Genomic DNA, 24,604 nt, shown 5'->3' with positions numbered 1-24,604 from the left:
GCCTGGCCTAGCCTGAAAAGCGTGTGGTACCTCGATCCGATCATGACCGCCGCCCCGGCCGCCGGAGCGGGACCCGCGCTCGCCGCCGAGCCGCCGCCGCCGTTCGAGATCACCCGGGTGTTCACCGAGACCCAGCTGGACTCCTGGCTGGCGGTCGGTCTGGTCCTGACCGCCGGTCTCTACCTCTACGGCGTGCACCGGCTGCGGCTGCGCGGCGACCGGTGGCCGGTCGCCCGGACGGTCTTCTTCCTCGGGCCGGGGCTGGGCGGCATCGCCTCGGTCACGGTCAGCGGACTGCACGCGTACGACACCGCGCTCTTCTCGGTGCACATGGTGCAGCACATGGTGCTCTCGATGATCGCGCCGATCTTCCTCGCGCTCGGCGCCCCGGTCACCCTCGCGCTGCGCACCCTGCCCAAGCGTCCGCGCCAACGGCTGGTGGCGGTGGTGCACAGCCGGGTCGCCCGGATCTACACCTTCCCGCTGGTCGCCTTCACGATCTTCGTGGTCAACCCGTTCGTGCTCTACTTCACCGATCTCTACCGGTACACCCTGGAGCACGTCTGGGCGCACGAGGTGGTGCACGCGCACTTCATCATGACCGGCTGCGTGTTCTTCTGGCCGATGCTCGGCCTCGACCCGATCCCGAACCGCTGGCCGTACCCGGGCCGGGCGCTGCTGATGCTGCTGTCGGTGCCGTTCCACACCGTGCTCGGGCTCACCATCATGCAGAGCAGCACGCTGTTCGGCGGCGACTGGTACCCGTCGCTCGACCTCGCCTGGTCGGACCCGTGGAACGACCAGGTCGTGGCCGGCGGCATCGTCTGGGCCGGCGGCGAGTTCGTCAGCATCACCATGCTGGCGGTCCTGGTGGTGCAGTGGGTCCGCCAGTCCGAGCGGGAGGCCCGTCGGATCGACCGCGACCTGGACCGCCAGGAGGCCCGGCAACGCGCCGCCGGCACCCCGGCCTGACCGGGGCGCCGGCCGCCGTGGGCACCGACGCCGACCGACCCGACCCGACCGGTACGATCAGCGAGCAGCTACGACGTGGGAGCCAAGCCAGCGATGAGCGATCGTCTTTACACCGTCCTGCTCTACAGCGACGACCCGCAGGTGCGTGACCGGATGCGGCTCGCCGTGGGCACCCGTCCCGCCGCCGACCTGCGCGTCGAGTTCACCGAGGCGGCCAGCTACGACGAGTGCATCCGGCTGGTCGACGACTACGAGATCGACCTGATGATCCTCGACGGCGAGGCCACCCCGGCCGGGGGCATCGGCATCGCCCGCCAGGTCAAGGACGACCGGGCCGACGCTCCCCCGACCTGCGTGGTGATCGCCCGTGCCGCCGACCGCTGGCTGGCCGCGTACGCCGAGGTCGACGCCACCCTGGTGCACCCGCTGGACCCGGTGACCACCGGTTCCACCGTCGCCGAGCTGCTGCGTCGGCACGCCGGCGCCGGCCGCGCCGCCTGAGGCGGACGCTCCACCTCCACGGTCCGGGCCCGCCCGGGTCCGCGATCGTCCGGCCCGGTCCGTCACCGTCGACACCGGTGCCGTCACCCGCATCCCACGTCTGCTCGGGAGGCCCATCATGGGCGATCGGACCTGGCCGCACCTGCTCGCCTCGCTGCTACGCGGCGAGGAACTCCCCACCGCCGACACCGCGTGGGCGATGGGCGAGATCATGACCGGCGCGGCCACACCGATCCAGATCGCCGCCTTCGCCGTGGGGTTGCGGGCCAAGGGCGAGACCCCGACCGAGTTGGCCGGCCTGGTCGAGGCGATGCTCGGCAACGCGGTCCCCGTCGAGCTTCCCGAGGCGGTCCGGGCCACCGCCCTCGACGTGGTCGGCACCGGCGGTGACCTCGCCCACACGGTCAACATCTCCACCATGGCGGCGCTGGTGGTGGCCGGGGCCGGGGTCCGGGTGGTCAAACACGGCAACCGGGCGGCCTCCTCCTCCTGCGGCACGGCCGACGTGCTGGAGTTCCTCGGCGTCCCGCTGGACCTCGACCCGGCCGGGGTCATCCGCTGCGTCACCGAGGCCGGCATCGGCTTCTGCTTCGCCGCCCGGTTCCACCCGGGCATGCGGCACGCCGGCCCGGTCCGCCGCGAGATCGGCGTGCCGACCTTCTTCAACTTCCTCGGTCCGCTGACCAACCCGGCCCGGCCGCGTGCCGGCGCGGTCGGCTGCTTCGACCTGCGGATGGCGCCGGTGATGGCCGCCGTCTTCGCTGCCCGGGGCGACTCGGCCCTGGTGATGCGGGGCGAGGACGGACTGGACGAGTTCAGCACCGCCGCCCCCACGCGCTTCTGGGTGGCCCAGCAGGGCACCGTCAGAGAGGCGCTGCTGGACGCGACCGACCTCGGGGTACCCCGGGCCACCCTGGCCGACCTCCGGGGCGCTGACACGGCGTACAACGGCGATGTCGTCCGGCGACTGCTCGCCGGCGAGCGGGGACCGGTACGCGACGCGGTGCTGGTCAACGCCGCCGCCGCGCTCGCCACCCAGGGTCCGCTCGACGGCGACCTGCTGACCGCCGTGCGGGCCGGGCTGGACCGGGCCGCCGAGTCGATCGACTCCGGCGCGGCGGCGCGGACGCTCGACCGCTGGATCGAGGTGGCCCGCTCGGTCTGAACGGCGGAGATCGACGGCTCCCCGGCCAAGTCGCCGGACTTGGTTGTCGGTCGGTCCCCGGACTCGTCGTCGGCCGGTCTCCGGACGGGGTTGTCGGACCCGCGTGCCAAACTACAGCCGAGTAGTTTTCGCTGCTGCCGTGCCGGGCGGTCGAGGTTCCCGGCACGGGCCGTCCGGGCCGACCGGCGGCCCGCCCGCCGGCAGCCCGCACAGAGAGGAAACGCCCGTGTCGGAGCGCGAGCTGTACTGCGACAGCTGCCAGGGCGTCCAACTGTTCGAGGTCCCGCCCTGTGGGGACGGGCACGGGGCGGACTGCCCCGAATTGAGCTGCACCGGCTGCGGCACGGCGGTGTTGATCGCCACGTTCCGGTTCGACCCCACCCGGCTGGCCGACCGCCGCCCGTCGCGGCGCGGCCACCGTCGGGCCGCCTGACCGGGCACGCCCGCGACCGGTCCTCGTTCCGTCAGGATCGTCCCGCCGGCCGGAACATCCACACGACGAAGGCCGCCTTCCCGAACGGGAGGCGGCCTTCGTCGTGGTCGGGACGACGCCGGTCAGTGCTCGGCGGTGCGCCGGGTGCCGGTGTAGTACTCGAAGAGCAGGCCCGAAACAGCCAGCACGACCGCCACCAGGCCGAGGGCGATCAGCCAGTACTGCCAGATCACGAGGCCGAAGCCGGCGGTGGCGGCGGCGAGCGCCAGCCCGAACGGCCAGTAGCTGCCGGGGCTGAAGAAGCCGACCTCGCCGGCACCGTCGGCGATCTCACCGTCGGCGCGGTCCTCCGGACGCAGGTCGATCCGACGGGCGACGAACCAGAAGAACCCGCCGCACATCGCGCAGAGCGCGAACGACAGCAGCAGGGCGACGGTGCCGACCCACTCGACGTGGCCGGTCTCACCGGCCGTCCAGACGCCGTAGAGGACGCTGACGGCGAGCAGGAACGCCGCGATGATGGAGAAGATCTTCCACTCGGTCCTCATGCCCGCCCCCTCAGCGTCCCGCGTCGGCCGGCGTGCCGGCCGCGTTGTTGAAGTTGCTGTCGGTACGCCGGGTCTCGAACGGCCGGGTGGTCGTCGCGTACGGGTCCTCGCCGATGGACTGGAGCGCCTCCTGGGTCGACCGGCCGTCCCGCTTGGCGGCGAGGAACTGGTCGTACTCCTCCGGCGACACGACCCGCAGCTCGAAGTTCATGAAGGCGTGGTAGCTGCCGCACAGCTCGGCGCAGCGGCCCACGTACGCGCCCTCGGTCACCAGCTCGGAGATCTCGAACTCGTTGCGGATCTTGCCGGGGAAGACGTCCCGCTTGAAGAGCAGCTCCGGCACCCAGAAGGAGTGGATGACGTCCTTGCTGGTCTCCTCGAACCGGATGGACCGGTTGGTCGGCAGCACCAGCACCGGGATGACCTCGCTGGTGCCGAGGACCGACGCGACGGTGTTCGCGTCCTTGCCCAGGCCGTCCCGGTAGTTGAACTGCCAGTTCCACTTGAACGCGACGATCTCGACCACCACGTCCGGGTTCGCCGTGCGCTTCTCCACGTCGGTCTGCACGACCGCGGTGTAGTAGAAGAGCACCGAGACGATCAGGATCGGGGCGATCGTGTACAGGAACTCCATCGGCATGTTGAACCGGGTCTGCACCGGCAGCTCGTTGCCGCGCTTGCGGTACCGGATGATGCACCAGAAGATCAGGCCCCAGACGAAGATCCCGACCGCGAGCGCCGCGATGCAGGACGCGATCCAGAGGTCGTACATCCGTCGGGACTCGGCCGAGATGCCGCCCTGCGGCCAGCCGAAACCGTCGAACGCCGCACCGACGTCACACCCCGTGAGCAGGACCAGAGTCGCCCCTGCGCCGAGACCGAGACCGGCGAGCCGCCCGGCACCCCGTCCCCGGCGCCCACCGGCTCCCGGGGAAGCGCTGTGCCGTACGGCCGTCGGCCGTACCTCCGAACTCCTTGCGACCACCTGGTCCTGCCTCCCTAGCGCGCCGCGGTGTCTGGCCCGGTTCCGCCGGCCCGGCCGGTGGATTGACAGCACCGGCGGCAAAGGCGTCACCGACGGTCGCAGATTACTCGACCATGACGGACCGGAATGCCCTGGGGTCGCGTGTCCGCCCCGGTCGAGGGATCGCGAACACCCACCGCGCGCTACGTTGGCACCCGTGAGCGCTCCCCCGGTCTACCTGGACGCGGCCACCGCCACCCCGTTGCACCCGGTGGCCCGACAGGCGCTGGCCGCCGCCCTGGCCGACGGCTGGGCCGACCCCGGTCGGCTCTACGCGCAGGCCCGCCGGGCCCGCCAACTCCTCGACGCGGCGCGGGCCGCCGCCGCCGAGACCCTCGGGGTACGCCCCGACGAGCTCTCCTTCACCGCCAACGGCACCACGGCGGCGCACGGCGCGGTGCTGGGCGGGTTGGCCGCCCGACGACGGGTCGGCGCGGTGCTCGTGCACTCGGCGATCGAACACTCCGCCGTCCTGCACGCCGCCGAGCGGCACACCGCCGACGGCGGTCAGGCGGTGTCCGTACCGGTCGACCGGTCGGGCCGACTCGACCTCGACGTGTGGGCGACGGCGGTCCGGGCGCCGGGAGTCGCCTGGGCCAGCCTGATCGCGGCCAGCCACGAGGTGGGCACCGTGCAGCCGGTCGCCGAGGCCGCCGTCGCCTGCGCCGGGTCGGGGGTGCCGCTGCACGTCGACGCCGCCCAGATGGTCGGGCGGGCCCCCGTGCCCACCGGCTGGTCGGTGCTGACCGCCAGCGCCCACAAGTGGGGCGGCCCGTCCGGCGTGGGACTGCTGGTGGTCCGCAAGGGCACCCGCTGGGAGTCGCCCTGGCCGGCCGACGAGGGGGAGTCGGGGCGTACGCCGGGGTCGTTGAACCTGCCGGCGGTGGTCGCGGCGGCGGCGAGCCTGCGCGCGGCGGCGGCCGACGCGGCGTCCGAGGCCGCCCGGCTCACGCCGCTGGTGGAGCGGATCCGGGCCCGGGTCGCGGCGGACGTGCCGGACGTCGAGGTGGTGGGTGACCCGGTGGACCGTCTCCCCCACCTGGTGACCTTCTCCTGCCTCTACGTCGACGGCGAGGCGCTGCTGCACGCGCTGGACCGACGGGGCTTCGCCGTGTCCTCCGGCTCGTCGTGCACGGCGTCGACGCTGCGACCGTCGCACGTGCTGGAGGCGATGGGGGTGCTCTCGCACGGCAACGTCCGGGTCAGCCTGCACCGGGAGACCACCGAGGCGGACGTCGAACGGTTCCTGGCCGAGCTGCCGGGAATCGTCGCCGACCTGCGCACCGAGGCCGGGGTGGTGGGGCTGTGACCGCCGCACAGCCCGCCGGGGCCGGCCCACGACGAGCCAGGACCACCGGACCCGAACAGGCCCCCGCCGGTGAGCGGGAGTTGAGGGCGACGGTTGGGCCGGAGCCGGACACGACTCCCGAGCCGAACACGGCCCCCGGGCCAGACGCGACCCCCGGACCGGACACGACCGCCGAGCCTGACCCGGCCTCCGGACCGGACACGACCGCCGAGCCTGACGCGCCCCCCGGGCCAGAGACGACGGCCGGGCCGGGCGAGGTGCTGGACTGTCTCGGGCAGCGTTGCCCGCTGCCGGTCATCGCGCTCGCCCGCCGCCTGCCGGACCTGCCGGTCGGCGCGGTGCTGCGGGTGCTCGCCGACGACCCGGCGGCGGCGGTGGACATTCCGGCCTGGTGCCGGATGCGCGGGCAGGAGTTCCTGGCCGCCGTCGAGGGCCCGGGCTACGACGTACGCCGCGCCCACTAATCTCTCCGGCCCCGCGCCAGCGTCTCGCCACACCTCCCGCCGCCCGCTCCTCCCGCCGCCCATGTGGGGACCCACACCTTCCGCCGTCCACATCTCCCGCCGCCCACGCGGCGACCTCGCCGCGCTGCGCACTCGGCGCAATCTTGGACAGTTACCGATCCATGTGGTCGCTAACTGTCCAAGATCTGTTCCGTTACGCCTGTTCCGTCGATCCAGATCAGCCGTAACCGCCGTCCGCCCCGACTGAAGATCCGTATGGCAGATCCGTATGGCGCTGTCGGCGCTCGGAAAGCGCCCGGCGTGCGTCCGCTGGTCGCCACAGAGCAGGACCCCGTCCGGGAATGCCATGCCCCAGGCAAACACGGCCCCGTCGATCCGGTCGCCGGCCCTGAGCCGACCGCCGACGCTGAGCCCGCCCCGCCGGCAACAGCGATCGACACTGCTCCGCTCCGGGCGGCCGCCGGCACGCGACGGCTGCCCGGAGGGGTGCGCAGTCAGCCGAGCAGGTGAGGGCGAACCTCGTTGGCGACGGCGTCGCCGTACGCCTCGGCGAGGCGCTTGACGAAGGCGTCCCGGTGGATCTGGTACTCCTGCGCGCCGTGGTTCTCCAGCACCATCGCGGCGGAGAGGCAGCCGACCTGGGCCGCCTGCTCCAGGTTCAGCCCCCAGGAGAGGCCGGCGAAGAAGCCGCCGCGGAAGCCGTCGCCGACCCCGGTCGGGTCGACTTCGCGGACGTCCCGGACGGCCGGCACGTGCATGCGCGGGACGTCCCGCCCCTCGATCTCCACGCCGTCCTTGCCGAGCGTGGTGACCCGGATGGTCACCCGGTCGAGCAGCTGGGCGTCGGTGAGGCCGGCCTTGCTCTGCAGCAGCGACTTCTCGTACTCGTTGGTGAGCAGGTAGGTGGCGCCGTCGATCAGACCGGCGACGTCACTGCCCTCCATCCGGGCGAGCTGCTGGGACGGGTCGGCGGCGAAGTGGTAGCCGCGCTCCCGGCACTCGGCGGAGTGACGCAGCATCGCCTCGGGGTCGTTGGCACCTACCAGCACCAGGTCGAGGCGGCCGACCCGCTGCGCGACCGGGGCCAGCTCGATGTTGCGGGCCTCACTCATCGCCCCGGCGTAGAAGGAGGCGATCTGGCACATGTCGGTGTCGGTGGTGCAGACGAAACGGGCGGTGTGCGCGACCTCACTGATGTGCACCGAGTCGCAGTCGACCCCGTGCCGCTCCAGCCAGGAGCGGTAGTCGGCGAAGTCGGCGCCGACCGCGCCGACCAGCACCGGGGTCAACCCGAGCTGGGCCATCCCGAAGGCGATGTTCGCGGCCACGCCGCCGCGCCGGACGATGAGATCGTCGATGAGGAAGGACAGCGAGACCTTGTCCAGCTGGTCGGCGATGAGCTGGTCGGCGAACCGGCCGGGGAAGCTCATCAGGTGGTCGGTCGCGATCGAGCCGGTCACGGCGATCTTCATGTCAACCCTCGCGGTCGGGAGCAGAGCGCCGGTCAGCCTACCGGCCCGCTCATCTTTCCACCGGCCTGCCGATTGGGACATGGCCCTTCGAGTGGCGCTTGAGGTGCCGGGTGGTAGCAAGGGTCCCCTACAGGTGATTTTCGCCCTGCAAGGGGCCCCTGCTACCACCCAACGCACCCGGCTGCCAGCAAGGGCGGGAGAGCAGTGGCGGGCGGCACGAAAACGGCGGGGCCGCCCCGTTGAATAGGGGCGGCCCCGCCGTCGGGCCCGGGGGGCGACTCAGCTGAACGAGTCGCCGCAGGCGCAGGAGCTGCCCGCGTTCGGGTTGTCGATGGTGAAGCCCTGAGCGTCGATCCGGTCGGCGAAGTCGATCGTGGCGCCGGTCAGGTAGGGAGCGCTCATCCGGTCGACGACGACCTCGACACCACCGAAGTCAGTGACGACGTCCCCGTCGAGGGAACGCTCGTCGAAGAAGAGCTGGTACCGCAGGCCGGAGCAGCCACCCGGCTGCACCGCGACCCGGAGCCGCAGGTCGTTGCGGCCCTCCTGCTCGATCAGGGCCTTGACCTTCTGCGCCGCGACGTCGGTGAGGACGACGGTCGTGGGGGCCTTGGCCTCGGTCGAGTCGGTCTGCGCTGGCGTGGTCACGTGGAATTCTCCCTGCGCGCGTCGGTGTGGTCTCTCCTGGCCAACGTCCTCGCCGGTCCAGTGATTCCCACTGTGGTCCAGGTCTGATTGTAGGCCGCCCCGGGTCGGGGCGGCCCGGTCGGCGGCGACTCGACGGCTCGCACCGTCGGGCGGACCCGTCGGTCGACGGCCGCAGCGCCGGGCGGGGACCCAACGGTCGACGGCCCACCGCCGGGTGGGGAGCCGAGGATCACCAGCCCCACCGCCGGGCGGGAACGCGACGGTCAGCGGCTCCACTGCCCGGCCAGTCGGGCCCCCAACGCCCGGAGTCCCTCCGCCGGACGACTCATCGCCGCCTCGACCCCGCCGTGTTCCTCACCCCCGAAGTGTTCCACCAGGCTGTAGGTGTCGGTCACCCCGGCCGAGGCGGCCTCCCGCCGGCCGGTGCTGACCCGGCCGGCCACCACCACACAGGGCACGCCCCGGTCCCGGGCCGCGCCGGCCACCCCGGCGACCACCTTGCCGCGCAGCGACTGGTGGTCGAAGGAGCCCTCCCCGGTGATCACCAGGTCCACCGCGTCCAGCGCCGCCTCCAGGCCGATCGCCCGGGTGACCAGCCCGATGCCGGACTCGCACCGGCCGCCGAGGGCGAGCACCGCCGCGCCGAGCCCACCGGCCGCGCCGCCGCCGGGCAGCGCACCGAGCCCGGCCGGGCAGCCCGGCAGATCCTTCTCAAGTACGCCCGCGAAGCGCTCCAGCGCCGCGTCGAGCAGCAGCACGTCCTCGCGGCTCGCTCCCTTCTGCGGACCGTAGACGTTGCTCGCCCCGTGCAGCCCGAGCAGCGGGTTGTCCACGTCGCTGGCGGCGACCAGGGTGGCGTCACGCAGCCGCGGCACGCCGTCCAGGCCGGCCACGGCGACCAGTGCCGCCCCGCCGTACGGCAGCGCCCGGCCGACGTCGTCCAACGGGGTCGCGCCGAGCGCGGCGAACATCCCGGCGCCGGCGTCGTTGGTGCCGGAACCGCCCAGCCCGATGACCACGGTCCGCGCACCGTGCTCCACCGCCGCGGTGATCAGCAGCCCTAGCCCGTACGAGGTGGTGGTCTTCGGGTCGCGCTCGTCCGGGGCGAGCAGGTGCAGCCCGCACGCCTGGGCGCTCTCCAGGTACGCGGTCCCGTCGTCGGTGAGCAGGATCTCCCCGGCGGCCGGGCGGCCCAGCGGGTCGACCGTCGGCACCGGCACCCGTCGACCGCCGAGCGCGTCGGCGAGGACCGCGACGAACCCGGGCCCGCCGTCGGCGAGGGGCCGGATGAGGAGTTCGTCACCATGGGCGACCTCGCGCCAGCCGGTGGCCACCGCGTGGGCCACCTCCTGGGCCGGCAGGGTGCCGGCGAACTTGTCCGGACAGAGCAGCACACGCATGCCCAGCAGTGTGGCAGCCCACATCCGGGAAGGCTGCGCCACGGCCACGCTGTGGGACCATGGGGTCGTGACTTCGACCTGGGTGGAACCCTCCAACACCGCGACGGCGCTGCTCCTTCTCGGCCGGGGCAGTGATCCCGCCACCGAGCGTGGCGTGGAGTGTCCGGGCGAGCTGCCGGCGCCGAGCGACCCCGGCCTGGTGGCCCGCGCGGCGGCGGCCAAGGCGGAGCTGGGCGAGCGGGTCTTCGTGCTGGGCCACCACTACCAGCGCGACGAGGTGATCCAGTTCGCCGATGTGACGGGCGACTCGTTCAAGCTGGCCCGGGAGGCGGCGGCCCGCCCGGACGCCGAGTACATCGTCTTCTGCGGTGTGCACTTCATGGCCGAGAGCGCCGACATCCTCACCTCGGACGCGCAGAAGGTGATCCTGCCCGACCTGGCCGCCGGCTGCTCGATGGCCGACATGGCGGTGCTCTCCCAGGTGGAGACCGCCTGGGAGGTGCTGACCGAGCTGGGTGTCGCCGCCGACACCGTCCCGGTGACGTACATGAACTCCTCGGCCGACATCAAGGGTTTCGTTGGCCGCAACGGCGGGGTGGTCTGCACCTCGTCGAACGCCAAGCGGGCCCTGGACTGGGCGTACGAGCAGGGCTCGAAGGTGTTCTTCCTGCCCGACCAGCACCTCGGCCGGAACACCGCCGTGTTGGAGATGGGCTTCTCGCTGGACGACTGCGTGCTCTACGACCCGCACAAGCCGAACGGCGGGCTCACCCCGGAGCAGCTGCGCGACGCGCGGATGATCCTGTGGCGGGGGCACTGCTCGGTACACGGCCGGTTCACCCTGGACAGCGTCAACGACGTCCGGCAGCGGGTGCCGGGGGTCAACGTGCTGGTGCACCCGGAGTGCCGGCACGAGGTGGTCAACGCCGCCGACCTGGTCGGCTCGACCGAGTACATCATCCGGACCATCGAGGCGGCCCCGGCCGGCTCGGCCTGGGCGGTGGGCACCGAACTGAACCTGGTCCGCCGGCTCGCGCTGGCTCACCCGGACAAGCAGATCATGTTCCTCGACAAGGCGGTCTGCTACTGCTCGACGATGAACCGTATCGACCTTCCGCACCTGGTGTGGGCGCTGGAGGAGCTGGTCGCGGGCCGGGTGGTCAACCAGATCACCGTCGATGCGGACACCGCCCACCACGCCCGGGTGGCCCTGGACCAGATGCTGGCTCTCCCCGGGGCCTGACGACCGTCGGTGACGTGTGGGGTGCGGTTACGTACCCCCGTCACCCTTTCATGGCATCCGATGCGGTCTGCCCGAGTCATTCTCGTCACCGAGGGCTATGCTGCCCCTGCGACGACTGAGCGAGCCGTTTACCACCGGCCGCAGTCCGGGTAGCGACGAGTCGCCGGCCCCTCAATCACCCCACACGGCAGCACCGACGCGCTGGAGGTTGCGTTGACCAACGACGTCCTGGTCGTACACGGAGGAACTCCGCTGGAAGGGCGGATCCGCGTGCGCGGCGCGAAGAACCTGGTCTCCAAGGCGATGGTCGCCGCCCTGCTCGGCGACAGCCCGAGCCGGCTCTTCGACGTCCCGAAGATCCGGGACGTCGAGGTGGTCCGGGGTCTGCTCGGCCTGCACGGCGTGAAGGTCAGCGACGGCCAGGAGGATGGCGAGCTGGTCTTCGACCCCGCGAACGTGGAGAGCGCGAGCACCGACCAGATCAACGTGCACGCCGGGTCGAGCCGGATTCCGATCCTGTTCTGCGGCCCGCTGCTGCACCGCCTCGGTCACGCCTTCATCCCGGACCTGGGTGGCTGCCACATCGGTCCCCGTCCGATCGACTTCCACCTCCAGGCGCTGCGCGAGTTCGGCGCGACGGTCGAGAAGACCCCGGAGGGGCTGCACCTGTCCGCCCCGAACGGCCTGCACGGCACCAAGTTCGCGCTGCCGTACCCGAGCGTGGGCGCGACCGAGCAGGTGCTGCTGACCGCGGTGATGGCCGAAGGGGTCACCGAGCTGCGGAACGCGGCGGTGGAGCCGGAGATCATCGACCTGATCTGCGTGCTCCAGAAGATGGGCGCGATCATCAAGGTGCACACCGACCGGGTGATCGAGATCCAGGGCGTGCCGAAGCTGCACGGCTACACCCACCGACCGATCCCGGACCGGATCGAGGCGGCGAGCTGGGCGGCGGCGGCGCTGGCCACCCGGGGGCACGTCGAGGTGCTCGGCGCGCAGCAGGCCGACATGATGACCTTCCTGAACGTCTTCCGCTCGGTCGGCGGCGAGTACGAGGTCACCGACACCCGTCCGCCCCGGTTGGGCGACCTCGGCCAGGAGGGCGGCATCCGGTTCTGGCACCCGGGCGGCGAGCTGCACGCCACCGCGCTGGAGACCGACGTGCACCCCGGCTTCATGACCGACTGGCAGCAGCCGCTGGTCGTCGCGCTGACCCAGGCCCGGGGCCTGTCGATCGTCCACGAGACGGTCTACGAGCAGCGGCTCGGCTACACCGAGGCGCTCAACTCGATGGGCGCGAACATCCAGGTCTACCGGGACTGCCTGGGCGGCACGCCGTGTCGCTTCGGCCGGCGCAACTTCAAGCACTCCGCGGTGATCGCCGGGCCGAGCAAGCTGCACGCCGCCGACCTGGTCATCCCGGACCTGCGCGCCGGGTTCAGCCACCTGATCGCCGCGCTCGCCGCCGAGGGCACCTCCCGGGTGTACGGCGTCGACCTGATCAACCGCGGCTACGAGGACTTCGAGGCGAAGCTCGCCGACCTCGGCGCGCACGTCGAGCGCCCGTGACGGCGCACGGAACGGCGCACCGCTCCACGTCGGCGTAACCTGCCTCACCCGACCGGCGGCCGGTGCACCCGTGATGTGCACCGGCCGCCGACGGTTGGCTACCCTTCACCACGTGCCCTCGCTGTTTCGCCGCAAGCCCACCGCCGTCGTCGACGAGGCCGTCACCGAGGTGACGGCGGACGAGACGTCCGATTCCGCCCGCCCGCGCGGCTACACGCCCGCCAAGGGTCGGGAGACGCCGAAGCGACCCACGGCCAACCGCCGGGTCGCCGCCGCCACCAAGCCGTTGAGCAAGGAGGAGGCCAAGGAGCGGCGTCGCCGTCTGCGGGCCGAGGCGGCAGAGGAGTTCCGCCGCGAGGGCGGCCCACGGGACCGGGGGCCGGAGCGGCTGCTGGCCCGCAACGTCGTCGACTCCCGGCGTACCATCGGCACCTGGTTCTTCGGTGGCGCGCTGGTCGTGCTGATCGGCTCGTCGGCGGCGATGCCGCCGACCGTGCGCCTGGTCTCGAACCTGCTCTGGGCAGCGCTGGCGATCGGTGTGGTGATCGACTCGATCCTGATCAGCCGCAAGATCAAGAAGCTGGTCCGCGAGCGCTACCCCGCCACCGGCCAGCGGATGGGCTCGCTCTACCTCTACGCGATCATGCGTTCGATCACGTTCCGCAAGATGCGCGCCCCAGCACCCCGGGTCAACCTCGGCGACCCGGTCTGACGTTCTCCCACGCATCCCCCGCTCAGACCTGGTTCGGGGTGCGGTAGAGGCGGGCCACGACGTCCTCGATGTCCGGTTCGACGATCGAGATGTCGCGGAGGGTGGCGAGACCGGCCAGGCCGGCGACCACCTCGGCCGCGCCCGCCGACTCCAGCGCGAAGACCAGCCGGTGCCCGTCCGCCTCCACCCGCTGCAACGGCGCGCCGGGCAGCGTCGGCGGCTCGGGCAGGGCGACGTCCAGTTCCGCGACCACCAGCCGACGGGAACCGTACCGGCTGTGCAGGGCGGCGATCGAGCCGTCGTGCACCACCCGGCCGTGGTCGATCACCACGAGACGGTGGCAGAGGCGCTCGATGTCGGCCAGGTCGTGGGTGGTCAGCACCAGGGTGGTGTCCCCGGCCCGGCCCAGCTCGGCGAGGAAACCGCGGACCGCCTGCCGGCTTACCACGTCCAGCCCGATGGTCGGCTCGTCGAGGAAGAGCACCTGCGGACCGTGCAGCAGGGCGGCGGTCAGCTCGCCGCGCATCCGCTGGCCGAGGGAGAGCTGGCGGACCGGGGTGTCGAGGAAGGCGTCCAGGTCGAGCAGGTCCCGGCAGCGGCGCAGCCGGGCCGCGTGCTCGGCGGCCGGCACCCGGTAGACGTGCCGCAGCAGGTCGAACGAGTCGCGCAGGGGAAGGTCCCACCAGAGCTGGGAGCGCTGCCCGAACACCACGCCGATGCGCAGGGCCAGCCGGGTCCGCCGGGCGACCGGCTCCAGGCCGCACACGCGCACCTTGCCGGCGGTGGGGGTGAGCACGCCGGTGAGCATCTTCAGGGTGGTGGACTTGCCGGCCCCGTTCGGTCCGATGTAGCCGACCATCTCGCCCCGTTCCACCCGCAGGTCGACCCCGTCGACAGCGGTGACGGTCCGTTTGTGCCGGCGAAGTCGCCCGGCCCGGACCCGTACGGTGAACTCCTTGCGCAGCGCGTGCGCCTCGATCACGGTCGCGCTCATGACCCCGTGCTCCGGTAGTGTCGGACACCGATCCGCCACGCCGTGACGGCGATCGCGGCGGCGACCACCGCGACGCCCGGCGAGGCCCAGCCCACCCAGGCCGGCAGGCCGAGCGGGTCGTCCCGGCCGAGCAGCGCCAGCGCCGGATGGTAGCTGACGAAGGCGAAGCCGAGACCGTACGCGAAGACCGCGCGGAACCAGCCACCGAAGACCGTGATCGGGTACGAGGTGAAGTCCCGACCGCCGTAGGTGACCGAGTTGGCCAGCTCCCCCGACTCGACCCAGTAGAACGAGACGGTCGCGGTGGTCACGAAGACCGAGCCGAAGAAGACCACCCCGGCCAGCGGGGCGACCACCACCAGCGCTGCCCGGGCCGGGTTCCACTCGATCCCGGCCGTACCGACCGCCACCACCAGCACGGCCAGTCCGAAGATCACCCGGGAGACCTTGCGCAGCGGCAGGTCCATCAGCAGCAGTTGCGGCAGCGCGCCGAGCGGGCGCAGCAGCACCGTGTCGAACAGGCCGGTGCGCACGTACCGGGGCAGCCGTTCGATGTTGCCGACCAGCAGGTCGGCGGTGGCGAAGGCGCAGGCGGAGAGGGCGACCATCACGAACGTCTCGCGCAGGGTGAAACCGCCCAGTTCCCGGGTCACGCCGAAGAGGACGAAGACGGTGAGCACGTCGAAGACGGTCGCCCCGACGTTGCCGACCAGGTCCACGGTGAACGACACCCGGTACGCGGTCTGCGACCTCGCCTGCGCGCCGAGCAGCGCCCGGTACGCGCCGCGCCTGCCACCGGCCGGCTCCCGGTACGCGTCGAGCGTCGCGCCGGGCGGGTCAGCCACCCTGCACCACCATCCGGCGCTCGGCCCGGCGCTGCACCGCCCGGCAGGCCGCCAGGATCGCCACCGCCCAGGCCACCTGGATCCCGACCAGGGCGAGCGAGATCGGCGGCGGGTCGACCTCGACCAGCACGTCGAGCGGGGTCTGGAAGAGACTCGGGAACGGCGTGACGATCCACAGCGTCCGGTAAAGCCCCTCCGGCAGGAAACGCAGCGGGAAGTAGAGCCCGGCCAGCAGCCCCGAGCTGAGCGTCCACAGGATCATCGAACCGCGGACGTCGTGCAGCCAGTAGGCGGTGGCGTTGACCAGGTACCGGCAGCCGAAGCAGGCCACCACCGCCAGCAGCACCGACAGCGGGAACAGCAGCGCGGTGGACCAGCGGGTCGGCAGGTAGACCTCGAAGAAGAGCGGGCCGACCAGCACCGGCGGCAGCATGCGGGCCAGCACGGCGTAACCGGCGCGGCCCAGGTCGGCGGCGAGGTGACTGGTCACCGGATCGACCGGGCGGAGCAGGTCGCTGACCACGTCCCCGGTGCGGATCCGGTCGGCCAGCTCGGTCCAGCCCCAGAGCAGGACGACGGTGAGCAGCCCCTGCCCCATCCAGACGAAGGTGGCGAGCCGGGCCGGGTCGTAACCGGCGACCGAGCCGGCCTGCCGGGCCACGGCGAGCAGAAGGTAGCAACGGAGGAAGCCGAAGACGGTGTTGGTGACCACCCCGGCCACCGCGGCTTGCCGATACGTGGAGTAGCGCCGGAATCCTGATCCGACTATCGCAGCAAATGTCCGAAACCATAGGATAACGTTTGAGTGCCGGGCCGGTCCCACAGTGGCGGTGACGGAGCCCACGCCGTTACCCTCCTTCCGCAGCCACCCAGTGCCGGACCGGGCGACTCTACCGACACGCCCCGGCTGCCAGCGCGACAATTTTCCGACGAGGTGACACCGCCGTGAGCGACCGACGCGATCCGGCCCCCGGGGCGCGGCGCGCGGGCGGGCAAAAGGTCACCGGATGAGCGGATACGACCGCTGGCGCGACCCGGCCGAACCGTCCTGGATGGTCGAGCCGACCACCGAGTGGCACCCCCAGTTCCCGGGGCAGCGCTATCCCGGTGACATCGGCATCCAGCAGGTCCCGCACCGCAGCGACCGGAACCGCGTCACCGCCACCGGCCGGGCCGAGGTCGTCCCACTGGTGCCGCTGGACCAGGACGGCCGGTACCGGCGCGGACCCGCCCGGGACGACCACGGCGGTCCCTACGGGCAGGGCTGGCACGGCCGGCGCGACGAGCACCGACCTCCGGTCGACGACCCGTACGCCCGGCCGCCGGTCGGATGGCCACCGCCACAGGACCGCCACCCGGTGGAGCCGCCCGCGAACGCGGGATGGCGGACCGGACCGCCGGCCGACCCGCCCCGCGCCGACCTCCGCCACCAGCCGCCCGGGTGGACGGTCGACCGCGACCGACCCCGGGAGCCGGACCGCCCCGGCGGCTGGCACGGCGACCGCCCGCACCACGGCCCCGACGGGTGGGGCGCGTCGCCCCACGACCTCCGGCCGTACCCGCCGGTCTCCCCCGCCCCCCGACAGGAGCCGGGTTGGCTGCCGGAGCCCGGGGAGCACCCGCCGCACGGCGGGCGCCGGCACGACGCGCCCGAGGAGCGACCGTACGGCGGACGTTGGCACGACCCGCCCGAACGTCGGGGTTACCCGGTGCCCCACCACACGACGCCCGGACATGACGCGTCCGGGCGTCCGGTGCCCCGGTACGACGCGCCCGAGCGCACCGGGCCCGGACACGACCGTCCGGACGGCGGGACGGACAGCCGGCGGGACAGCTGGACCGCACACCGCGCCCCGGAGCGGGAGACGTTCCGCCCACCGGCCGCCCCGCCCGAGCCGCCGGCCGACGTCACCTCCCCGTGGCCCGACCGCCCGGTCAGCGGACCCGACCGGCGCTGGTCCGGCGAACACCGCTCCGGAGACGACCGCCACGCCCGTCCGCAGTGGTCCCGGGACGACACCCGGGCCTATCCCCGGCAGCCCGTCGGCCGGGACGACGTGCCGGCACATCCACCGTGGTCGGACGGCCGGAGCGAACCCCCGCCCCGCGACTGGGACCGGTCCCCGACCGACAGCGAGACCACCCAGGCGTGGTCCTACCCGGGACGGCCGGGCATCCCCGAAACCGCCCGGCCGCAGCCGCAGCCGCAGGACGACCTCGGGCGCATACGACCGGGGAACGCGCCGGAGGATGCCGGATCCCGGGCGTGGGACGTGCCGGGCGACGCCGGAACCCGACGGTGGGAAACCCGGCCGGAGGAGCCGACCCCGACGCGGGCGCGGCAGGAGTGGTCCTCCGAGGTCGAGGACACCGCCCCGATCGGACCGGCCCCGTCGGCGGCCCGGGACGAGCAGCGCGCTGCGGACGAGCAACGCCTGACGGCGGAGGATCTGCGTCCGGTCACGGGGCCGCCGGTGGAACCACCCACCGCCGCGCCGACCGTGGCACCGACGCCGTACCGGGCCACCGACGGAATCGAGCCCGCGCCGGTGGTCGACGACGACGCCGTACCGGCCGGCGGTGGGCCGGCGTTCCCACCGGTCACCGCACCGCCCCTCGGTGGGCTGCGTCTGGAGTTCCTGCCCTCCCCCGGGGCCGTACGCGACCCCGGACAGACCACGGGCGACGGTCACCCCGCCCCGGACACGGCCCGCCCGACGCCGGCAGCGGACACCGACCGGGCCGAGGTGGTACCCGGTCACGACCGGGTTGCGCCAGAGACCGACCGGGCCGAGGCGGTGCCCGGTCACGACCGGGTTGCGCCGGAGACCGAGGACGTCGCCCCGGGCACCCCGACGGACCAGCCCACCGACAAAGTGGACAGCCGGGTCGACGCGACCACGACCGGGCACGCCGGACCAGCGACCGCCGCCCACCCGGACCCCGACACCCCGGCTACGGCGGACGACCGCCCCGGCACGCTGGTTCCGACCACCGACACCGACGAGCCGGCACCGGGGACGACCACGGTGGAGCCGCTGCCCGACGGCGTCCACGCCCGACCGGAGCCGGAGCCGGCCGACCCGGATCGGCCCGACTCCGTCGGCGCTGACGGGCTGCCAGTGCCGGACGGTGACGCTGACGAAACCGCGCGGGACGTCTCCAGCACCGGCCCCGACCACGGCGACCATGACGGGAACGGCGACGGCGGGCGCGAGATCGCAACCGGGGGTCTCGACCACGAAAACGTTCCGACCGCACCGGCCCCCACGTCGGAGGCCGATGCGGTCGCCACCGCACCGGAAACGGTCGGCACGCCGGAAACGGTCGACACGGTGGAGGCTGATGCGGTCGCCACCACGCCGGAGCCGGTCGGCGCGGCCGAACCGCTCACCGGCGTGACCGACGGCGTCGCGCCCGTGCCATCGGCCACGCCGGTGTCCGCGCCACCGAGTCCGGTCACGCCCGTTTCCGCCCCGCCGGCGGTCGACGCCCTCGTCTCCGCTCACTCGGTCCCCACCGTGCAGGCTCCCGCACGACCGGCGGTCGACGCGCCCCCGTCCCCGCCATCGGCGAACGATCCGCCCGTGCCGGCGCTACCGGCAGGTGCGCCGGCGACGCCCGCCGCGCCGCTGCCCGCCTTCCCTCTCGACGGTGCCGAGGTTCCACCCACGGATTCCGCCGCCGCGCCACCGCTCTCCGGCGCGCCCGTGGCGACTGCGGTGGTGTCGGCCCCGCCGGCCCCGCCGGCAGCTTCGGAGCCGCTGACGGGGGCCACTGTCGTCACGCCACCGCCACCGGACGCACCGGAGTTCGGAGCGTCCACCCCGGTCTCCGCGCCTCCGGCGACCGTGACGGCGGTCCCGGTCCTGTCGTCCCCGACTCCCGGGCCGGAAGATCGGGCGGCGGGGCAGACCGTCGGAGATCGGCAGGCCGGGCCGGGGATGCCCGCCGGTCGGAGTGCTCCGGCGAGCGCACCGTCCAGCACGGTCGCACCGTCCAGCGGTCCGGTGTCGACGCCGGTCGCCGCCGCGCCGCCGGACACGTCGCCGCGGGATTCGGCCGATCCGCAGGGGGCCGACGCCTGGTTCCGGCCGAAGCAGCCGGTGTCCCCCACACCGCCGGCCCCGCCGGAGCCGGAGCGGCGGCACACGGTGGCCGGTGCCCCGCCGGGCCCCGCTCCCGCCCCGGTCCGACCGCCTGTCACGCCCCCGGCATCCCCGGTATCGGCACCCCCGGCCTTCCGTCCCGTCGTCGCGCCCGGCGGCTCCCCCGTACCCGCCCCACCGGTGCCGCCGAACCCCGTGCCGGCGAACCCACCGCCGACGGACTCGCCGTCAGCGGACGCGGTGCCGACGGACTCGGTACCGGCAAACCCGGTGCCGCCGGCCCGACCGGTCTCCGCGCCACCGGCCTTCCGGCCCGTCTCCGCGCCACCGGCCCGACCGGCCTCCGCGCCACCGGGACGGCCCGTTTCACCGGCACCGGGACGGCCGGTCTCCGGACCACCGGGACAGCCCGTCTCCGGAGCGCCACACCGACCCGTCTCCGGACCACCGGGACAGCCCGTCTCCGGACCACCGCACCGGCCGCTCTCCGCGCCGTTCGGCCAGTCTCCGTTCCCGCCGCCCGTCGGACGGGCACGGGACGGCGACGGCCCGGCATCCGGTTGGGCGGGGCCGTCCCACCCGCCCCGGTCGGATCCGGAGCAGTGGCTGGCCGGACGCCGCTGGCGGCTCCACCCGGAGACCCTGCGGGAGGTGGTCGACGCGCCGGACACCCTCCGGGAGGCCCGGCACGGCCTGACCGAGAAGCTGGGCAACGCCACCGACAACCGTTCACGGGCCCGGCTGCTCAGCCTCCGCGCCGTGACCAACCGGTTGCTGGGTGACCTCGACGACGCGCTCGACGACGGCCGGCTCGCGCTGACCTACGCCGAAGCCACCGGCGAGCTGCGGCGCACCGCGCTGGTGCGGGCCCGGCTGGCCCGGGTGCTCCAGTGGCGGGGCGAGTTCGCCGAGGCCGACCGTCTCCTCACCGAGGCGAACTCCCCGGAGCTGCCCGACCGGCTCCGGGCCACGCTGCACGAGCACCTCGCCCGCTCCGGCTACGAACAGGGCCGGCACGTCGAGGCCTGCCAGCACTTCGAACGGGCCCTGGACCTGCGGCGGGGCGAGGACCGCGAGCTGATCGCGCGAACCGAGGTGGCGCTGGACGCGATCCTCGCGAGAGCCGCCACGGAGGGCTTCGGACCGCTGCCCCGGGCCCGCGAGGAGATCCTCCTGACGCGCCGGCCACCGGTGCCGAGCCTCGACGAGGAGCGGCAGCTCTGGGGGTACGCCGACGTCGAGGGCGAACTGGTCGTGGCCGCCGGGTACGCCGAGGTGCAGCCGTTCCGCGAGGGGGTCGCCTGGGTACGCCGCCCGGACGTCGACGGCTGGGAGCTGATCGACGACACCGGGGCGACCCTGATCGATCCGTCCTACCTCGCCGTCCGGTCGTTCTCCGACGGGCTGGCCTGGGTGTCCCGGGACGGGTCCGGCGGCTGGCAGGCGGTCGACACGGCCGACCGGGTGGTCGTCCCGTCACACTTCGACGACGTACGGCCGTTCCGGAGCGGGGTGGCGGCGGTCCGGGTCGACGGCGCCTGGGGCGCGGTCGACCGGTCCGGGCGGATGGTGGTGCCCCCGCGGTACGACGGCTTCACCACCCCCCTCGCCGACGGGCGGTACGTCGACGGCTTCACCGACGAGGGGCTGGCCGTGGTGGATCTCGGCGGCCGGCGCGGGGTGCTGGACCGGTCCGGTCGGGCGGTCGTCACGCCGGAGCACGCCGCGGTGGTCGTCCACCCGGTCGCCTTCCTGGTCCGGGACCCGGCCGGCCGGTGGGGCGCGCTGGACCGACGGGGCGAGCCGCTGATCGAGCCGGTACACGGCAGCCGGGACCGGCTGATGGCGGAGATCGACCACCTGCTGGCGGACACCGAACCGCTGCTCTGACGGGCCCCGGCACGCCGGGGCGTCCCCCTGGACGGGGCCGGTTCCGGGCTAGGGTCGGAGCATGAAATTCCGTCACCTGGGCCGTTCAGGCCTGATGGTCAGCGAAATCTCGTACGGCAACTGGATCACCCACGGATCGCAGGTCGAGGAGGAGGCCGCTCTGGCCTGCGTCCGGGCCGCCCTCGACGTCGGCATCACCACCTTCGACACCGCCGACGTCTACGCCGGCACCCGGGCCGAGGAGGTCCTCGGACGGGCCCTGCACGGCGAGCGCCGCGAGGGGCTGGAGATCTTCACCAAGGTCTTCTGGCCGACGGGTCCGGGGCGCAACGACCGGGGACTGTCCCGCAAGCACATCATGGAGTCGATCAACGGCTCGCTGCGTCGGCTGGGCACCGACTACGTGGACCTCTACCAGGCCCACCGGTACGACTACAGCACCCCGCTGGAGGAGACGATGGAGGCGTTCGCCGACATCGTGCATTCCGGCAAGGCGCACTACATCGGCGTCTCGGAGTGGAAGGCGTCGCAGATCCGCGAGGCCCACCAGCTCGCCCGTGAGCTGCGCTTCCCGCTGGTCTCCAACCAGCCGCAGTACTCGATGTTGTGGCGGGTGATCGAGGCCGAGGTGGTCCCCACCAGCGAGGAGCTGGGTGTCGGTCAGATCGTCTGGTCGCCGATGGCGCAGGGCGTCCTCTCCGGCAAGTACCTGCCGGGGCAGCCGCCGCCGGCCGGTTCCCGGGCGACCGACGAGAAGTCCGGCGCGGCGTTCGTGGCGAGGTTCCTCACCGACGAGGTGCTCACCGCCGTGCAGCGGCTCCGGCCGCTCGCGGAGCAGGCCGGGCTGAACATGGCTCAGCTCGCCATCGCCTGGGTGCTCCAGAACCAGAACGTCTCCTCCGCGATCATCGGCGCCTCCCGCCCGGAGCAGGTGCACGACAACGTCAAGGCGAGCGGCGTGAAGCTCGACGCGGACCTGCTCAAGGCGATCGACGAGATCGTCGGCCCGATCACCGAGCGGGACCCGGCCAAGACGGAGAGCCCCGCCAAGCGGCCCTGACCCGCCGCACCGGTCCGAGCCGTCAGTCGACCACGACGGCGGCCCGGACCGGACCGGCCGGCTGGCTCGGATCAGGTCGGACCGGCCGGCGGGATCCGGACCGGTCGGGTCAGGACTGCCAGAAGCGGATCAGGTCGAGCCCGTGTGCGTAGAGCGGCGCGGGCAGGCCGAGGACGTCGCCGACGGCGAAGACCGCGCCGAAGAACCATCCGGCGATGCGCGGGTTCCACAGCAGCGCGAAGAGCAGGATGAACCCGTACGGAGCGAACAGGTCGTACATCCGGCGCCACTGCGGGTTGAGCCACGGCTGAATCATGTTGCCGCCGTCCAGGCCCGGCACCGGGAGCAGGTTGAGCGCGCTCGCGGTGAGCTGGAGGAAGGCCAGCAGCGCCAGGGCGGCGAGGAACTCCAGCGGGGCGGGACCGGTCAGCCGCAGGGCCAGGATCAGCACCAGCGTGAACAGCACGTTGGTGGCCGGGCCGGCGAGGCTGACCAGGGTGTGCCGCAGCCGGCCCGGGATCCGGTGCCGGTCCACCCAGACCGCTCCCCCGGGCAGCCCGATGCCGCCGAGCAGCACCACCACCACCGGCAGCACGATCGACAGCAGCGGGTGGCTGTACTTCAGCGGGTTGAGGGTCAGGTAGCCCCGGTGCGCCACGCTCCGGTCGCCGGCCCGGAAGGCCACGATCGCGTGGGCGTACTCGTGCAGGCAGAGCGAGACCAGCCACCCGGAGACGACGAACAGGAACACGTCCAGCTGAACGTTGCCGACCCGGTGCCAGGTGAGGACGGCGCTGGTGACGAAGAGCGCGACCAGGGCCAGGAAGACCGGGCTGGGCCGGAACGCCGCCCGGGGCACGCCGAGCACCAGCCGCTCGCCGCCACCCGGGCGGTCGTACCCGGTCACTCGGCCGCGGGCGCGAGGCTCATCCGGTACTCGACCCGGTCGTCCTCGACCAGGTCGACCGCGGTGACACCGGACGAGGCGAGCTGCCGCCAGGTCTGCCCGATCCAGGACTCGGCGTCCGCCTGGCTGGTGAACGTCTCGGTGGGCCCGTCCACCGACTCGCCCTTCGCGTCCTCGTACCGCCAGCTCCACGGCATGCCGTGTCTCCCCTCGCTGATGCGTCCCGCCCAAGACGGCCGTTGCCAGCCTAGTCGGCGTACCGGCTGCGGGACATGGACGGCCGTCGCCGCTGGCGACGCTCAGCTAGTCGACCCTGACCACGTACTTGCCCCGCACCCCGCCCGCCTCCAGCGCCCGGTGTGCCGCCGCTGTCTCCTCCAACGAGAAGTACCTGTCCACCGCAGGGCGCAGTCCACCCTCCGCTACCTGGCGGGCGAGGTCGTCGAAGAGTGCCCGCGTGGGGTTGCCGCTGAAGAAGCGCACCCGGCCGCCTCCGTGTACGGCGCTGGCGGCGATGTAGCCGAGTGAGGCGGCGGGCCGTGCCGGGTCCAAGGCGATAGTTACCATGCGTCCGCCGGGTGTCAGCAGGCGCCGGAAGGCCCGCAGGTCGGTGCCCGCAGTGTCGAGGACCACGTCGAACAGGCCCAGTTCCCTCGGCGGGACGGTCCGGTGGTCGATGGCGTGGTGGGCGCCGAGCGTGCGGACGAAGTCAAGGTTGGCGGCGCGGGCCAGAGCCGTCACCTCGGCACGATATGCCTGTCCGAGCTGGACGGCGGCGTTGCCGACGCCGCCCGCAGCGCCGCGTACGAGCAGTCGTTCGCCGGGGCGCAGCCTGGCCTTGTCGCGCAGCGCCGTGACGGCCGTGGTTGCCACCGGCAGTGCGGCGGCTGCCGCCAGATCCAGTCCGTCCGGGACCCGGCCGAGCCGCTCGACGCGGACTGTCACGTACTCGGCGGCGCTGCCGAATCCGGTGCGGCCCACGATGCCCCACACACGGTCGCCGACCGCGAAGTCCGTCACGCCGACGCCGAGTGCGGCGACCTCGCCGGTGAGGTCCAACCCGACGCGCTGCGGGAACTTGCGTCCGGTGAAGAGACGGAGGCGGCCGGAACGGGCCGCCAGTTCGCTGCCGTTGATGCTGAACGCGCGCACCCGCACGAGCACCTCGCCGGGCGCAGGTTCGGGGCGTGGCACCCGGCCCACGTACAGCACCTCGGGGCCGCCGAAGCGGTCGAAAAGTACTGCTCTCATCATGCGGTCGTTCATCGTTCTCACCTTCGCCACCAGTGGCCGTGCGGGGGACGGACCTGGCGCCGAGCGTAGGCTGTTAAGTGGACGA

22 protein-coding genes are annotated in these 24,604 nt (G+C 73.2%); 11 read left to right on the top strand and 11 right to left on the bottom strand.

From position 1 onward, the window contains the following. The first annotated feature begins 42 nt into the window (after positions 1-42). From ACIBJE_RS07605 to ACIBJE_RS07590, 4 genes are all read left to right on the top strand, one after another. Complete coding sequence (locus ACIBJE_RS07605) at positions 43-972, top strand: cytochrome c oxidase assembly protein (protein WP_396744596.1); 930 nt, start codon at positions 43-45, stop codon at positions 970-972. Positions 973-1,065: 93 nt separating this feature from the next. Continuing rightward, positions 1,066-1,473 (top strand): hypothetical protein, encoded by a 408-nt coding sequence (locus tag ACIBJE_RS07600; protein WP_396744411.1) that lies wholly within the window; start codon positions 1,066-1,068, stop codon positions 1,471-1,473. 118 nt (positions 1,474-1,591) lie between these two features. Then, complete coding sequence (trpD, locus tag ACIBJE_RS07595; protein WP_396744409.1) at positions 1,592-2,638, top strand: anthranilate phosphoribosyltransferase; 1,047 nt, start codon at positions 1,592-1,594, stop codon at positions 2,636-2,638. Between the two features lie 226 nt (positions 2,639-2,864). Then, positions 2,865-3,071 carry a hypothetical protein gene (locus ACIBJE_RS07590; RefSeq protein ID WP_396744406.1) on the top strand — a complete coding sequence of 69 codons (207 nt, stop codon included), beginning with the start codon at positions 2,865-2,867 and terminating at the stop codon, positions 3,069-3,071. 122 nt (positions 3,072-3,193) lie between these two features. Here ACIBJE_RS07590 and ACIBJE_RS07585 read toward each other — a convergent pair whose 3' ends face one another. Then, positions 3,194-3,619 (bottom strand): cytochrome c oxidase subunit 4, encoded by a 426-nt coding sequence (locus ACIBJE_RS07585; protein ID WP_396744403.1) that lies wholly within the window; start codon positions 3,617-3,619, stop codon positions 3,194-3,196. Positions 3,620-3,629: 10 nt separating this feature from the next. Continuing rightward, positions 3,630-4,604, bottom strand: a complete 975-nt coding sequence (gene coxB / locus ACIBJE_RS07580; protein WP_396744400.1) for a cytochrome c oxidase subunit II — start codon at positions 4,602-4,604, stop codon at positions 3,630-3,632. A gap of 196 nt (positions 4,605-4,800) precedes the next feature. Between coxB and ACIBJE_RS07575 the strand changes: the two genes are divergently transcribed. Together ACIBJE_RS07575 and ACIBJE_RS07570 are read left to right on the top strand one after the other, a co-directional pair. Further along, positions 4,801-5,952: a cysteine desulfurase family protein gene (locus tag ACIBJE_RS07575; RefSeq protein ID WP_396744397.1), complete on the top strand. Its 1,152-nt coding sequence runs from the start codon at positions 4,801-4,803 to the stop codon at positions 5,950-5,952. Between the two features lie 257 nt (positions 5,953-6,209). Beyond that, positions 6,210-6,416: a sulfurtransferase TusA family protein gene (locus ACIBJE_RS07570; RefSeq protein WP_396744394.1), complete on the top strand. Its 207-nt coding sequence runs from the start codon at positions 6,210-6,212 to the stop codon at positions 6,414-6,416. Between the two features lie 494 nt (positions 6,417-6,910). On the opposite strand, the gene ACIBJE_RS07565 is transcribed toward ACIBJE_RS07570, so the two are convergent. The 3 genes from ACIBJE_RS07565 to ACIBJE_RS07555 all read right to left on the bottom strand — a co-directional run bounded on the left by ACIBJE_RS07565 (position 6,911) and on the right by ACIBJE_RS07555 (position 9,960). Further along, positions 6,911-7,888: a carbohydrate kinase family protein gene (locus tag ACIBJE_RS07565; protein ID WP_396744391.1), complete on the bottom strand. Its 978-nt coding sequence runs from the start codon at positions 7,886-7,888 to the stop codon at positions 6,911-6,913. A gap of 279 nt (positions 7,889-8,167) precedes the next feature. Beyond that, positions 8,168-8,536: an iron-sulfur cluster insertion protein ErpA gene (gene erpA, locus ACIBJE_RS07560; protein ID WP_396744388.1), complete on the bottom strand. Its 369-nt coding sequence runs from the start codon at positions 8,534-8,536 to the stop codon at positions 8,168-8,170. 263 nt (positions 8,537-8,799) lie between these two features. Beyond that, on the bottom strand, positions 8,800-9,960 hold the full coding sequence (locus ACIBJE_RS07555) for a glycerate kinase (protein WP_396744386.1): 1,161 nt from the start codon (positions 9,958-9,960) through the stop codon (positions 8,800-8,802). Positions 9,961-10,003: 43 nt separating this feature from the next. Here ACIBJE_RS07555 and nadA point away from each other — a divergent pair, with 43 nt between their 5' ends. From nadA to ACIBJE_RS07540, 3 genes are all read left to right on the top strand, one after another. Next, positions 10,004-11,179 carry a quinolinate synthase NadA gene (gene nadA, locus ACIBJE_RS07550; protein WP_396744383.1) on the top strand — a complete coding sequence of 392 codons (1,176 nt, stop codon included), beginning with the start codon at positions 10,004-10,006 and terminating at the stop codon, positions 11,177-11,179. A gap of 213 nt (positions 11,180-11,392) precedes the next feature. Beyond that, complete coding sequence (gene murA / locus ACIBJE_RS07545) at positions 11,393-12,748, top strand: UDP-N-acetylglucosamine 1-carboxyvinyltransferase (RefSeq protein WP_088982810.1); 1,356 nt, start codon at positions 11,393-11,395, stop codon at positions 12,746-12,748. Between the two features lie 73 nt (positions 12,749-12,821). After that, complete coding sequence (locus ACIBJE_RS07540) at positions 12,822-13,460, top strand: DUF3043 domain-containing protein (RefSeq protein WP_396744593.1); 639 nt, start codon at positions 12,822-12,824, stop codon at positions 13,458-13,460. 22 nt (positions 13,461-13,482) lie between these two features. Here the strand turns inward: ACIBJE_RS07540 and ACIBJE_RS07535 are convergent, their stop codons facing one another. The 3 genes from ACIBJE_RS07535 to ACIBJE_RS07525 are packed head-to-tail and all read right to left on the bottom strand — an operon-like array spanning position 13,483 to position 16,143. Further along, entirely contained in the window at positions 13,483-14,454 is a 972-nt protein-coding gene (locus ACIBJE_RS07535) for an ATP-binding cassette domain-containing protein (protein ID WP_396744380.1), read from the bottom strand. After that, a complete protein-coding gene (locus tag ACIBJE_RS07530; RefSeq protein ID WP_396744377.1) occupies positions 14,451-15,299 on the bottom strand; it encodes an ABC transporter permease in 849 nt (282 codons plus the stop codon). Before ACIBJE_RS07530 ends, ACIBJE_RS07535 begins: the two co-directional genes overlap by 4 nt. Further along, positions 15,292-16,143 (bottom strand): ABC transporter permease, encoded by an 852-nt coding sequence (locus tag ACIBJE_RS07525; protein WP_396744374.1) that lies wholly within the window; start codon positions 16,141-16,143, stop codon positions 15,292-15,294. The genes ACIBJE_RS07530 and ACIBJE_RS07525 overlap by 8 nt, the downstream gene beginning before the upstream one ends. A gap of 163 nt (positions 16,144-16,306) precedes the next feature. Here ACIBJE_RS07525 and ACIBJE_RS07520 point away from each other — a divergent pair, with 163 nt between their 5' ends. Together ACIBJE_RS07520 and ACIBJE_RS07515 are read left to right on the top strand one after the other, a co-directional pair. Next, positions 16,307-21,298 (top strand): WG repeat-containing protein, encoded by a 4,992-nt coding sequence (locus ACIBJE_RS07520; protein WP_396744371.1) that lies wholly within the window; start codon positions 16,307-16,309, stop codon positions 21,296-21,298. 61 nt (positions 21,299-21,359) lie between these two features. Continuing rightward, a complete protein-coding gene (locus ACIBJE_RS07515) occupies positions 21,360-22,358 on the top strand; it encodes an aldo/keto reductase family protein (RefSeq protein WP_396744368.1) in 999 nt (332 codons plus the stop codon). Positions 22,359-22,467: 109 nt separating this feature from the next. Here ACIBJE_RS07515 and ACIBJE_RS07510 read toward each other — a convergent pair whose 3' ends face one another. The 3 genes from ACIBJE_RS07510 to ACIBJE_RS07500 form a co-directional block, all read right to left on the bottom strand. Further along, positions 22,468-23,265: a site-2 protease family protein gene (locus tag ACIBJE_RS07510; protein ID WP_396744365.1), complete on the bottom strand. Its 798-nt coding sequence runs from the start codon at positions 23,263-23,265 to the stop codon at positions 22,468-22,470. Next, on the bottom strand, positions 23,262-23,462 hold the full coding sequence (locus ACIBJE_RS07505; protein WP_396744362.1) for a hypothetical protein: 201 nt from the start codon (positions 23,460-23,462) through the stop codon (positions 23,262-23,264). Before ACIBJE_RS07505 ends, ACIBJE_RS07510 begins: the two co-directional genes overlap by 4 nt. A gap of 106 nt (positions 23,463-23,568) precedes the next feature. Further along, positions 23,569-24,531, bottom strand: coding sequence for an NAD(P)-dependent alcohol dehydrogenase (locus ACIBJE_RS07500; RefSeq protein WP_396744360.1), 963 nt, complete (start codon positions 24,529-24,531; stop codon positions 23,569-23,571). Positions 24,532-24,604 lie beyond the last annotated feature (73 nt).

This window comes from Micromonospora sp. NPDC050187 (assembly GCF_044459745.1).
GTDB lineage: Bacteria > Actinomycetota > Actinomycetes > Mycobacteriales > Micromonosporaceae > Micromonospora.
The sequence above is the reverse complement of the archived record's forward strand: the minus strand, read 5'-3'. Positions and strand labels throughout refer to the sequence as shown.

Bases quoted from the DNA above. Each gene is read 5' to 3' on its own strand.
- ACIBJE_RS07555 (WP_396744386.1), bottom strand. From the start codon at position 9,960: ATGTGGGCTGCCACACTGCTGGGCATGCGTGTGCTGCTCTGTCCGGAC.
- ACIBJE_RS07500 (WP_396744360.1), bottom strand. From the start codon at position 24,531: ATGAACGACCGCATGATGAGAGCAGTACTTTTCGACCGCTTCGGCGGC.
- ACIBJE_RS07540 (WP_396744593.1), top strand. From the start codon at position 12,822: ATGTGCACCGGCCGCCGACGGTTGGCTACCCTTCACCACGTGCCCTCG.
- ACIBJE_RS07505 (WP_396744362.1), bottom strand. From the start codon at position 23,462: ATGCCGTGGAGCTGGCGGTACGAGGACGCGAAGGGCGAGTCGGTGGAC.
- ACIBJE_RS07535 (WP_396744380.1), bottom strand. From the start codon at position 14,454: ATGAGCGCGACCGTGATCGAGGCGCACGCGCTGCGCAAGGAGTTCACC.
- trpD (WP_396744409.1), top strand. From the start codon at position 1,592: ATGGGCGATCGGACCTGGCCGCACCTGCTCGCCTCGCTGCTACGCGGC.
- ACIBJE_RS07520 (WP_396744371.1), top strand. From the start codon at position 16,307: ATGAGCGGATACGACCGCTGGCGCGACCCGGCCGAACCGTCCTGGATG.
- ACIBJE_RS07565 (WP_396744391.1), bottom strand. From the start codon at position 7,888: ATGAAGATCGCCGTGACCGGCTCGATCGCGACCGACCACCTGATGAGC.
- ACIBJE_RS07515 (WP_396744368.1), top strand. From the start codon at position 21,360: ATGAAATTCCGTCACCTGGGCCGTTCAGGCCTGATGGTCAGCGAAATC.
- ACIBJE_RS07605 (WP_396744596.1), top strand. From the start codon at position 43: ATGACCGCCGCCCCGGCCGCCGGAGCGGGACCCGCGCTCGCCGCCGAG.
- ACIBJE_RS07585 (WP_396744403.1), bottom strand. From the start codon at position 3,619: ATGAGGACCGAGTGGAAGATCTTCTCCATCATCGCGGCGTTCCTGCTC.
- ACIBJE_RS07600 (WP_396744411.1), top strand. From the start codon at position 1,066: ATGAGCGATCGTCTTTACACCGTCCTGCTCTACAGCGACGACCCGCAG.